Annotated in this window: 7 protein-coding genes and 1 pseudogene; 2 read left to right on the top strand and 6 right to left on the bottom strand. The window is 72.1% G+C overall.

Translation table 11 applies throughout. The annotated features are described in order from the left end of the window. A pseudogene (locus E1294_RS53765) lies at positions 1-483 on the top strand (hypothetical protein); the annotation flags it as partial. A 432-nt stretch (positions 484-915) separates the two neighbouring features. On the opposite strand, the gene E1294_RS57605 reads toward E1294_RS53765, so the two are convergent. The 6 genes from E1294_RS57605 to E1294_RS48245 all read right to left on the bottom strand — a co-directional run bounded on the left by E1294_RS57605 (position 916) and on the right by E1294_RS48245 (position 10,536). Beyond that, a complete protein-coding gene (locus E1294_RS57605; protein WP_132518874.1) occupies positions 916-4,104 on the bottom strand; it encodes a helix-turn-helix transcriptional regulator in 3,189 nt (1,062 codons plus the stop codon). 175 nt (positions 4,105-4,279) lie between these two features. Beyond that, entirely contained in the window at positions 4,280-4,714 is a 435-nt protein-coding gene (locus E1294_RS48225) for a GNAT family N-acetyltransferase (protein ID WP_132518875.1), read from the bottom strand. Between the two features lie 41 nt (positions 4,715-4,755). Beyond that, positions 4,756-5,892 carry an acyl-CoA dehydrogenase family protein gene (locus E1294_RS48230; RefSeq protein WP_132518876.1) on the bottom strand — a complete coding sequence of 379 codons (1,137 nt, stop codon included), beginning with the start codon at positions 5,890-5,892 and terminating at the stop codon, positions 4,756-4,758. Between the two features lie 2 nt (positions 5,893-5,894). Beyond that, positions 5,895-6,800, bottom strand: coding sequence for a hydroxymethylglutaryl-CoA lyase (locus E1294_RS48235; protein WP_132518877.1), 906 nt, complete (start codon positions 6,798-6,800; stop codon positions 5,895-5,897). Beyond that, positions 6,800-8,878 (bottom strand): acetyl/propionyl/methylcrotonyl-CoA carboxylase subunit alpha, encoded by a 2,079-nt coding sequence (locus tag E1294_RS48240; protein ID WP_181958667.1) that lies wholly within the window; start codon positions 8,876-8,878, stop codon positions 6,800-6,802. The genes E1294_RS48235 and E1294_RS48240 overlap by 1 nt, the downstream gene beginning before the upstream one ends. A gap of 89 nt (positions 8,879-8,967) precedes the next feature. Further along, positions 8,968-10,536: a carboxyl transferase domain-containing protein gene (locus E1294_RS48245; protein WP_132518881.1), complete on the bottom strand. Its 1,569-nt coding sequence runs from the start codon at positions 10,534-10,536 to the stop codon at positions 8,968-8,970. Between the two features lie 61 nt (positions 10,537-10,597). Here E1294_RS48245 and E1294_RS48250 point away from each other — a divergent pair, with 61 nt between their 5' ends. Continuing rightward, positions 10,598-11,194 carry an SACE_7040 family transcriptional regulator gene (locus E1294_RS48250; protein WP_132518883.1) on the top strand — a complete coding sequence of 199 codons (597 nt, stop codon included), beginning with the start codon at positions 10,598-10,600 and terminating at the stop codon, positions 11,192-11,194. Positions 11,195-11,313 lie beyond the last annotated feature (119 nt).

The raw sequence follows: 11,313 nt of genomic DNA on the forward strand, positions 1-11,313 counted from the left end.
CAGCCTCTCCCCCGCCGCACGCCCGGCGCCAACGGCCACCACCGGGGCGGCCAGCCCATCCCGATGGTGAACGCGAGCTCGATCGACCCTTCCGCCGCCCTGGCCACGTTGTCGGCCCTGTCGGGAAGCCGCTCAGGGAAGTTGCCCGGCGGCCTGGCAGGCGCACCGTCCACGCCACCCCCGCCGCTGCCGGGCCCGTCCTCCGACCCGCGCCGCTGGCAGCGCATCGAGGTCACGCCGGAACACCTCAGGGGCGGCCCGGTACCGGTGCCTGAGGGGTACGCGGCCCAGCTCGGCATGCGCCCCGGCACGCTGCTGTCGGTGACAGGCCCTGGCGACAACGCCATCGTGCTGGTGTGGCAGGGTCACCAGCCGGTCTTCGACTCCCTGCAGCCGGTGCTCATGCGCTTGAACGCCCGGCCGGGTGATCAGGTGTACGTCACCGTGGACGGCTACCGCCTCGAGGCCCAGCTGACCGGCTGACCACCACTGCCTGCCACCCTGGCGAACCCCCGCCGCAACCGGTGGCACGCCCCCTCGTCAGGCCATTGCAGTGCCTGGGCCGAACCCGCGGCGCGTGACCCCGCCGCCCAGCGAAACGCCTTCGGACCGACCAGTGACACGCGGACTCCCCGTCCAGCGAAGCACCTTCGACCCCGAGAAACGCACCCTCGCCGCCCAGCGGGACACCCAACCCACCAACGCCCTCCCCACCCAGCGGGAGCCTTTTCCGGCCGTTGGCGCATGCTCGCAGGGGCGAGCCTCAGGCCCGGGCGGTGGACTGGAACCGCCGACCGGCCGGTGCGTCCGCTCGCTCACCTGGTGTGGCGCGGCCGGTAACGCGGAACGATGGGAGCCGGCAATGAGCCCGTGGTGGGGTGAAGCATCCGGCCTGACCAGGCCGGACAGGTCGACTCACGTCGGAACGTCGAAGAGGCGGAGGCGGTGGGCCGTGGCCGCGGCCTCGCCCCGGGTGGCGACGCCGAGCTTGGCCAGGATGTTGGAAACGTGCACGCTCACCGTCTTGACCGAGATGAACAGCGCCTGCGCGATCTCCTTGTTGCTGCGGCCGTTCGTCACCTCCTGGAGCACCTCCAGCTCGCGAGCCGTCAGCCCCATCGGGTTTGCTTCACCCGCCGCGTCCGGCCCCGCGAGCCTGGATCTGCGGCCGAAGACGTCGAGCTGCTCCATCAGCGGCCCGGCGCCGAGCCGCTCGGCGAGCTCCCTCGATCGTGCCAGCCGCGCCGCGGCCTCCTGCCGGTCACCGCACGCCAGCGCGGCCTGGGCCGAGCCCATCAGACACCAGGCCTCGGTGTACGGCTGCCGCAGCCCGGCCCACGCCCTCACCGCCGTGTCCCACGCCTTGAGCTGCCAGGCGGCCGGGTCGGCGGCAACCTCCAGCGGCGTCGCGGATCCGTCCAGCGCCGCCACGTCCAGCGCCGCCGCGTTCAACGCCGCCGCCACATCCGACTCCCCCGCCGCGTTCAACACCGCCTCCTCCCCCAGGGCCGCCGCCGAATCCAACACCGTCTTCTCGCCCAGCACCGTCCCCTTGGCGAGCAGCACCCTGGGCACCGCCGCAGGCCCGTCGGCCCCGGCGGCGACCCGCCGCTCCTCGGCGAGCACCGTCCCAGCGAGCGGGAGGTGTGGCCCGGTCAGCGCGGTGAACGTGAGCCGGTGCGCCTGCTGGAGAGCCCCGTCGACCTCGAGCTCCTGCGCCAGCGCACGAAGCCGCGGCAGGAACGGCGCCCCGGACCACGCCGGTGCACCGGAACCCCCGGCGGGAACGGGCGGCGCGACGGAGGCGAAGAGCCGGGCGAAGGCCACCAGCACCGGCCACGAATATCGCGGGCTGGCCAGCAGGTCGTGCTCCTCCAGCGCCCGCCCCGCCGTCTCCACCGCCTCCTCGATCCGCCCGCGCGCCTCTAGCAGCCCTATTTCCCTGCGCAGATGCGGAAGCAGCACCTGGTCGCGGTGGACTCCGCGCGACAGCACCCCCCGCACCGAGCCCAGCAGCGTCTCGGCCCGGTCGTGGTCGCCCCGCGCGAGCGCGATGTCGGCAGCGAACCCTTGCAGGCTGGCGCGGTAGGGGGCGGGCGGCGAGAGATCGAGCGCGTGCTCGATCACTTGCAGCGCTTCGTCCCACCGCCCGAGCGACACCAGCGGCTCGGCCAAGTTGATCGACAGGAACGTGCCGGACGTGCGGGCCAGGCCGTAGTGGCCGGCTTCGGCCACACCCTCGCGGGCGACCTGCGCGGCCCGCTCGTGCCGGCCCGCGCCCTCCAGCGCGTCGGACTCGGAGATCGCGCAACGCATCAGCGCGTTGTACGCCCCTCCGCCTGAGGCGATGCCGCGGGCCTCCCCGAAGGCCCCGAGCTGGTCCTCGATCTCGGAGTAGCCCCAGCGGGCCCATGCGTAGTCGATCAGCGCGTGGGCCTCGACGTTGGCGTCGCCGACCTCGTGGCCGATCTGCCTGGCGAGCTGGGCGGTGGCCAGACGTTCGGGCAGGTCCTGGGGCCGGTGGAGCATGCGCGAAAGGCTCTCCAGGACCTGGGCGCGCACCTTGCTGGGCTCTTCCGAGGGGACCAGCGCCGCCGCCTGGCGGAGATCGTCGAGGTAGCCGGGGCGGCCCAGGTCGTAGCGGGTCAGGCCGCGCTGGCGCAGCGCGTGGGCCGAGTCGATCGGGTCGGCGTCGTGGTCGAGCTCGGCGAGGGCGGCGCCGGCCAGGGCGATGCTGCGCTCGAATTCGCCGGCGAGGTGGGCGACCGTGGCCGTCTGCCGCAGCACGCGGACGCGGACGGCGCCGATGCGCTCGGCCGCGTCGGGCACCTGGTCCCACAGCTCGAGCACCCTGGACAACATCCTGAGCTGCTCGTCGTAGGCGGCGGACTTGCGGGCCGCGGCGGCCGCGCGCCAGGCGCTGACCAGCGCCCACGTGGAGTCGTGGGCGGAGTGCCAGTGGTGGGCCAGCTCGATCGCGCCGCGCGGGGCGGGCAGGATCGACAGGTCGCGCTCCAGTGCCTCGGCGTAGCGGGTGTGCAGGCGGGTGTGCTCGCCGGGGAGGAGGTCGTCGTGGAGCGCCTCGCGGATGAGCGCGTGCCGGAAGGAGTAGCCCTCGCCGTCGACGACCAGGACGTTGCCCGCCACCGCCGGCCGCAGCGCGCCGGACAGCGCGTTCTCGCCGAGCCCTGCGACGGCGCTGAGCAGGTCGTGCTCGATGCGCTGCCCGCCGGCGCTGGCCACCCGCAGCAGCTCCTGCGTCTCGTCGGGCAGCCGCTCGACGCTGGCCAGCAGCAGGTCGCGCAGCGACTCGGGCAGCGCGTGGCCGCCGCTCTCGTCGCTCAGCAGCGCCTCGACGAACAGCGGGTTTCCCTCGCTGCGCGCGTAGATCACATCCATGTCGGCGGCGGACGGCGCGCGGTCGAGGATGCCGGCCGCCTGCTCGACGGCCTCCTTGCGGGTGAGCCTGCGCAGCTCGATCCGGCTCACCCACTCGATCCTGCCCAGCTCGGCGATGAGAGGGCGCAGCGGGTGGGTGCGGTGCAGCTCGTCGGCGCGGTAGGAGACGACGATGAGCAGCCGGGCCGCGGTGCGCTGGTAGCGGACGAGGAACGACAGCAGGTCGCGGGTGGAGCGGTCGGCCCAGTGCGCATCCTCCACGACCAGCAGCACGGGACGCTCTTCCGCGAGCCGTTCGAGCAGGCCGAGCACCTGCTCGAACAGGCGCGCCCTGGCCTCCGGCCCGTCTTTGTCGGGCTCGCCGAACTCCGGCAGGAGCCGCGCCAGCCCGCGCGTGGTGCCGCCGGGGACGAGCGCCGCGACCCCGTCACGGCCCAGCTCGCGCACGAGCCCGCGCAGCACGGCGGTGAACGGCGCGAACGGCAGGCCCTCCGTGCCCAGCTCCAGGCACCCGCCGACGAGCACCATGGCGTCGCCGGCCCGGCCGGTGAACTCGGTGATCAGCCGCGTCTTGCCGACGCCGGCCTCGCCGCCGACGAGCACCGTGGCCGACGCCCCGGCCCGCGCCCTGACCAGCGCGTCGCCGAGGGCGGCGAGCTCACGGGCGCGCCCGACGAACAAGGGACTCACGGCGTGGATGCTCACGTCCCCAAGGATGCCATCCGGCGACGACAGAACGCGCCCGCGGGTGACGTCGTGGGCCGGACCTCGCGGCAGGTTCCTCACGCGGGTACGCGCGGAAGACCCGAAGCTCCCGCAGGAGCCCAGGCTCAGCGCAGGACTCGCGGAAGCGGCTCAGGACTTGCGGAACAGCCCAGGCTCAGCGCAGGACCTTGCGGAAGAAGGTGGCCGACGCTTCGTAGCCGAGCGCGTGGTAGAACTCCGGCGCCCGCCGGGTCGCCATCGCCACGTAGCCCGCCTCGCGCGAACGGGCCCACTTCTCGAACTCCTCCAGCAGCGCCCGCCCGATGCCCTGCCGGCGCGAACCGGGCCCGACCATGGCCTCCTCGACCCAGGCCACGGGTCCGTTGGCGAACAGCGTGAGGTGCACGAACCCCAGCAGATAGCCCTGGACCCGCCCGTTCACGACGGCCGCGAGCAGGAGGGCGTCCTCGTTCGCCAGCAGCTCGGGCAGGGCGAAGTCGAAGGCCTCGCGCTCGGGCCTGAAGGTCAGCGCGAACTCACGCGCCAGCGCGAACACCGCGTCCGCGTCGGCCTTCTCCGCCCTTCTGATCAGAAGATCGTCAGCCGTCATGACTGACGACACTAGATCGTCGCATGTTCCTGACGCAAACCTCAGAGATCGCCCAGTCCCAGCTGGCGGGCGATGAGCATGCGCTGCACCTCGCTGGTGCCCTCCCCGATCTCCAGGATCTTGGCGTCGCGGTAGAAGCGCCCGACGGGGAACTCGTTCATGAACCCGTACCCGCCGAAGATCTGCGTCGCGTCGCGCGCGTTGTCCATGGCCGCGTTGGACGAGACCAGCTTGGCGATCGCGGCCTCCTTCTTGAACGGCTCACCGGCCAGCATCTTCTCGGCGGCGTGGTGGTAGGCCAGGCGGGCGGTGTGCGCGCGGACCTCCATGTCGGCGATCTTGAACTGGATGGCCTGGTAGTGGCCGATCGGGTGGCCGAACGCCTTCCTTTCCCTGACGTACTTCAGGCACTCGTCCACGCACCCCTGCGCCAGCCCGACGCTGAGCGCGGCGATCGCGATGCGGCCCTCGTCGAGGGTCTGCAGGAACTGGGCGTAGCCCCGGCCGCGCTCGCCGAGCAGGTTGGCGGCGGGGACGCGGCAGTCGGCGAACGACAACTCGCGCGTGTCGGAGGCGTTCCAGCCGACCTTGGAGTATTTCTTCGACACCGTGAACCCGGGCGTGCCGCTCGGCACCAGGATCGTGGAGATCTCCCGCTCGCCGGTGAGCGCGGCCACGCCGACGACGCCGGTGATGTCGGTGCCGGCGTTGGTGATGAACGCCTTCGTTCCGTTGATCACCCACGTGTCGCCGTCGGGCACGGCCGTGGTGCGCATACCGCCGGGCACGTCAGTGCCGCCGCCGGGCTCCGTCAGGCCGAACGCTCCCAGCATCTCGCCCGCGGCCAGCCTGGGCAGCCAGGTCTCGCGCTGCTCCTCGGTGCCGAACCTGAAGATCGGCATGGCGCCCAGCGACACCGCGGCCTCCAGGGTGATGGCCACGCTGGAGTCGACGCGGGCCAGCTCCTCCAGTGCCACGCAGAGCGCGAAGTAGTCGCCGCCCATGCCGGCGTACTCCTCAGGGAACGGCAGTCCGAACAGCCCCATGGCACCCATCTGCCGCACGATGTCGTACGGGAATTCCTCGCGCTCGTAGTAGTCGCCGATCACCGGCGCCACCACGTCGCGCGAGAACGCCTCGACGGTCTTGCGGAGCTCTTCGTACTCGTCCTTGAGCATGGTCACCCTTTCGAAAGCGCCTGTACGACGCGGGATGGGCTGGGCCGGGCGAGCAGCTCCGCCAGCCAGACGCTGGTGGACACGAGCTTGCCCAGGTCGAGACCGGTCTCGATGCCGAGTCCGTGCAACATCCACACGAGGTCTTCTGTGGCGAGGTTGCCGGTGGCGGACGCGGCGTAGGGGCAGCCGCCGATGCCTCCGGTCGAGGCGTCGACGGTGGTCACGCCGGCTTCGAGCGCGGCGAGGGTGTTGCTGAGCGCCTGCCCGTACGTGTCGTGGAAGTGCACGGCGAGCCGCTCGGGCGTGCGGAAGGCGTCGATCAGGGCGGTGACGTGGCCGGGCGTGCCGACGCCGATGGTGTCGCCGAGCGACAGCTCGTGGCAGCCGAGCCCGAGCAGCCGCTCCCCGACCGCGACCACCTGCTTGACCGGTGTCGGCCCTTCCCAGGGGTCGCCGAAGCACATCGACACGTAGGCGCGCACCTTCAGCCCGTTGTCGAGTGCTCGGGCCACGACCGGCTCGAACATGTCGAACTGGCTCTCCAGGCTGCGGTTGAGGTTTTTCGCGGCGAACGTCTCGGTGGCGCTGGCGAAGATGGCGATCTCGTCGGCCTGGAGTTCGAGCGCCCGGTCGAGGCCGCGCAGGTTGGGGACCAGGACGGGATAGCGCACTCCTGGCTTCCTGTGCAGCCTGGCGAGCAGCTCTCCGGCGTCGGCCAGCTGCGGCACCCAGTCCGGGTGCACGAAGCTGGTCGCCTCGATCACCTTGTGCCCCGCGTCGGCGAGACGGTGGATGAACTCGGCTTTGACCTCGACGGGCACGATGGCGGACTCGTTCTGCAGCCCGTCGCGCGGGCCGACCTCGTAGATCGTGACCTGGTGCGGAAGACCTTCCATCGGGTACGGCATCACGCCTCCCTGTCCATAGCCTCACTGTCCCCGGGCTCACGGCGGACCACGGCCAGCACGGCGTCCATGTCGACCGGCTGGCCCGCCTGCACGGCCAGCTGGGACACGGTGCCGTCGTGCGGGGCGGTGACCGTGTGCTCCATCTTCATGGCCTCCACGATGAGCAGCGGCTGGCCCTCGCTGACCCGCTCGCCGGGCTGGGCCTTGACCACCAGCACGGTGCCGGGCATGGGGCTGCGCACCGCGCCGTCGCCGGCCGCCGCGGCGCCCGGCCGGTCCTCTGGGTCGCCGATGAGGTGCCGGGTGAGCGCCCACGAGGCGCCGTCCCTGCCGAGCCAGAGCGTGTCGGCGTCGCGCGCGCAGAGATATCGTTCGGTACGCCCCCCGACGGTGACGTGCAGCCGCGCGCCGCCGGAAAGTCCGGGAGGGGTGTCGGCCGGCGTCTCGTCGATCCGGATGCGCGCCGGCACCGCGTCGCCGTCGATCCGGACTTCGGCCGATTCACGGGGCAGCCCGCGGACCTGGACCGCGTGCACGCCGTCCCGCGACTCCAGCCGCCAGGTCGTCCACGCCGGTTCGCCGGCCCGCCACCCGTCGGTGATGTCCCACGGGTCGTCACCCTGGGGCATGGCGTGGAAGACGAGCCCGGCCGCGGCGAGCACCTCACTGGGCAGCTCATCGGGCACCTGCGTGGCGGGGACGAGCTCGGGGAGCACGCGCTCGACCAGGCCGGTGTCCAGTTCGCCGGCCGTGACGGCCGGGTGGGCGGCGAGTGCGCGCAGGAACGGGATGTTGGTGACCACGCCGAGCACGGCCGTCCTGGCGAGCGCCCGGTCGAGCGCCGCGAGCGCCGTCGCGCGGTCGGGGGCCCAGGTGATGACCTTGGACAGCATCGGGTCGAACGCGGTGCCCACGGCCCCTCCTTCGGCCAGTCCCGAGTCGACCCGCACGATGGCCCCGCCGCGTGGCGACGCCGTCGCGGCCACGCCGGGACCCGGGTCGCCGGGTTCGCGGAGCGCCAGGACGCGGCCGCCGCTAGGCAGGAAGCCGCGGGCCGGGTCCTCGGCGTAGACGCGCGCCTCGACGGCGTGGCCGGTGAGCCGCACGTCGTCCTGCCCGAACGGCAGAAGCTCGCCCGCCGCCACCCGCAACTGCAGCTCCACCAGGTCCAGCCCCGTGACCAGCTCGGTCACCGGGTGCTCGACCTGGAGACGGGTGTTCATCTCCATGAAGTGGTAGGCCCCGGTGGTGCCGTCCACGATGAACTCGACCGTGCCCGCCCCCACGTAGCCGACCGCGCGCGCGGCCTCCGCCGCGGCCGCTCCCATGCGGGCGCGCGTCTCGGGGCCGACGAAGGGGGACGGCGCCTCTTCGATGATCTTCTGGTGCCTGCGCTGAAGGCTGCACTCGCGCTCGCCCAGGTGCACGACGTTTCCGTGGGTGTCGGCCATGATCTGGATCTCGATGTGCCGCGGGTTCTGGACGTAGCGCTCGATCAGCAGCGTGCCGTCGCCGAAGGCCGCCAGTGCCGTACGCCGGGCCGACGCGATCGCCTCGGGCAGCTCGGCCGCCGACCGTACGAGGACCATGCCCTTGCCACCGCCGCCCGCGGACGGCTTGATCAGGGCAGGGAAGTCGCTCCAGTCCTCCAGGGAGGCGGGCTCGGCCCGGCCGGGCACCACGGGCACGCCCGCGGCCGCCACCGTGGCCTTGGCCCGGATCTTGTCTCCCATCGCGTCGACGGCGTCGGCGGGCGGGCCGACGAACACGAGCCCGGCCTCCGCGCAGCGCCGCGCGAACGCGGCGTTCTCCGCGAGAAATCCATAACCGGGATGTACGGCTTGCGCCCCTGAATCAAGAGCCGCCGCGATAATGGCCTCAATATCCAGATATGTCGGCACCTCAAGGGCGATGTCCGCTTCGAGGGTGTGCTTGCCCCCCGCGTCGGACGGCACGTACACGGCCACCGACGTGATGCCGAGCCCGCGCAGGGTGCGAGCGATCCGTACGGCGATCTCGCCCCTGTTGGCGATCAGAACGCCCGTGAACCCCTCCTGCGGGGGGCCCGCCCCCCGCACACCCCCCAACGGCGCGGCGCTACGCACGCCTTCCCCGCGCAGGGGGCGAGCCCCCCGCCAGGTGCTTCGCACGGTTTCCTTCACCTCGCTCACATCCTGAAGACGCCGTAACCGGCAGGTTCGAGCGGCGCGTTGGCCGCCGCGGACAACGCCAGGCCCAGGACCGTGCGCGTGTCGACCGGGTCGATCACGCCGTCGTCCCAGAGCCTGGCCGTGGAGTAGTACGGGTTGCCCTGGTGCTCGTACTGGGCCCTGATCGCGTCGGGGTCGGCGTCGCCCACGGTGGTGAGCACGTTTGCGGCCTGCTCGCCGCCCATGACCGAGATGCGGGCGTTCGGCCACATCCACAGGAACCTGGGCGAGTACGCCCGCCCGGCCATGGCGTAGTTGCCCGCGCCGAACGACCCGCCGATCACCACGGTGAACTTGGGCACCCGGGCGCACGAGACGGCCGTGACCATCTTGGCCCCGTGCTTGGCGATGCCGCCCGCCTCGTACGCCTTCCCGACCATGAAGCCGCTGATGTTCTGGAGGAAGACCAGAGGGATCCGCCGCTGGTCGCACAGCTCGATGAAGTGGGCGCCCTTCATGGCGGACTCGCTGAACAGGATGCCGTTGTTGGCCACGATGCCCACCGGATGCCCGTGGAGATGGGCGAACCCGGTGACGAGCGTCGAGCCGTACTCGGCCTTGAACTCCAGGAACCGCGACCCGTCGACGATCCTGGCGATCACCTCGCGCACGTCGTAGGGCTGGCGGGTGTCGGCGGGCACGATGCCGTACAGGTCGCGCGGATCGTACCGGGGCGGCTCCGGCCGGATCGTCGTCCACGGCCGCTCGGCACGCGGCGCCAGCGTGGAGACGATGTCGCGGACGATGGCCAGCGCGTGCGCGTCGTCCTCGGCGAGGTGGTCGGTGACGCCGCTGACGCGTGAGTGCAGGTCGCCGCCGCCGAGCTCCTCGGCCGTGACCTCCTCGCCGGTGGCGGCCTTCACCAGGGGCGGGCCGCCCAGGAAGATCGTGCCCTGGCCGCGGACGATGACCGCCTCGTCGCTCATCGCGGGCACGTAGGCGCCGCCGGCCGTGCACGAGCCGAGCACGGCGGCGATCTGCGGGACGCCGCGGGCGGACATCGTGGCCTGGTTGTAGAAGATGCGCCCGAAGTGCTCGCGGTCGGGGAACACCTCGTCCTGCCTGGGCAGGAACGCCCCGCCGGAGTCGACGAGGTAGACGCAGGGCAGGCGGTTGTGCAGCGCCACCTCCTGCGCCCGCAGGTGCTTCTTGACGGTGATCGGGTAGTAGGTGCCGCCCTTGACGGTGGCGTCGTTGGCGACGATCACACACTCGCGCCCCGAGACCCTGCCGACGCCGGTGATGATGCCCGCCGCGGGGGCCTGGTCGTCGTAGAGACCGCCCGCGGCCAGCGGCGACAGCTCCAGGAAACGGGAGCCGGGGTCGAGCAGGCCGTCGACGCGGTCACGCGGCAGCAGCTTGCCTCGCTCGACGTGGCGCCGCCGCGACCGCTCGGGGCCGCCGAGCGCCGCCGCCGCGAGCCGTTCGAGCAGTTCGGCGGCGAGCCGCTCGTTGTGCTCGGCATGTCGTTTGTACGCCTCCGCGCCGGGCTCGGCCGCCGACTTCACCACCGGCCACTCGCTCATGAGTCCCCTCCCATGGCTGGGATGTTAGTCATCATTAACGTAATCGTCTAGCATGTGAGACGTGAGCACCGTCTCTCCCTCTACCCGCAATCGCGGCAACCGGCGCGCGGAAATCCTGGAGGCGGCGGCCCGGCTGTTCGCCGCTCGCGGCTTCCACGGGGTCTCGATCGAGGACATCGGGGGCGCGGTCGGCATCTCGGGGCCCGCGCTCTACCGGCACTTCAGCGGCAAGGACGCGCTGCTGTCGGAGATGCTGCTCGACGTCAGCTCGCGGCTGCGCGAGTCGGCCGTCGCGGTCGCCACCTCCTCCCCCGGCCCTGCGGAGACGCTCGACGCGCTGCTCAACGTGCAGATCACGTTCGCGATCGAGCAGCCGGCCCTGATCACCGTGCACGACAGGGAGCTGGGCAACGTGCCCGAGCCGGCGCGGCGGCAGATCAGGCGGCTGCAGCGCCTCTATGTCGAGGAGTGGGTGACCGTGCTGGCCGAGCTGCACCCCGCCTGCCCGCCCGCGCGCCTGCGCGCCGCGACGCACGCGGTCTTCGGGCTGCTCAACTCGACGCCGCACAGCGCCGGAGAGCTGCCCGCGCAGGACATGCGGCCCCTGCTGCACGCGATGGCGAGGTCCGCGATCGAGGCCTCGGTTAACGACCGCTAACTTTCTCCGGCCTACCGGACATACCCTTGCCCATGCCAACTATCTAGATATATCGTCACGATATCTCGATAGGTTGGAGGCAGCATGCGCGAGAACGACTTCTGGGATGCGCCCCCGCC

This window comes from Nonomuraea diastatica (assembly GCF_004349015.1).
GTDB lineage: Bacteria > Actinomycetota > Actinomycetes > Streptosporangiales > Streptosporangiaceae > Nonomuraea > Nonomuraea diastatica.

Coding starts and splice junctions, on each gene's coding strand:
- E1294_RS48225 (WP_132518875.1), bottom strand. CDS start 4,714: ATGACGGCTGACGATCTTCTGATCAGAAGGGCGGAGAAGGCCGACGCG.
- E1294_RS48230 (WP_132518876.1), bottom strand. CDS start 5,892: ATGCTCAAGGACGAGTACGAAGAGCTCCGCAAGACCGTCGAGGCGTTC.
- E1294_RS48235 (WP_132518877.1), bottom strand. CDS start 6,800: ATGCCGTACCCGATGGAAGGTCTTCCGCACCAGGTCACGATCTACGAG.
- E1294_RS48245 (WP_132518881.1), bottom strand. CDS start 10,536: ATGAGCGAGTGGCCGGTGGTGAAGTCGGCGGCCGAGCCCGGCGCGGAG.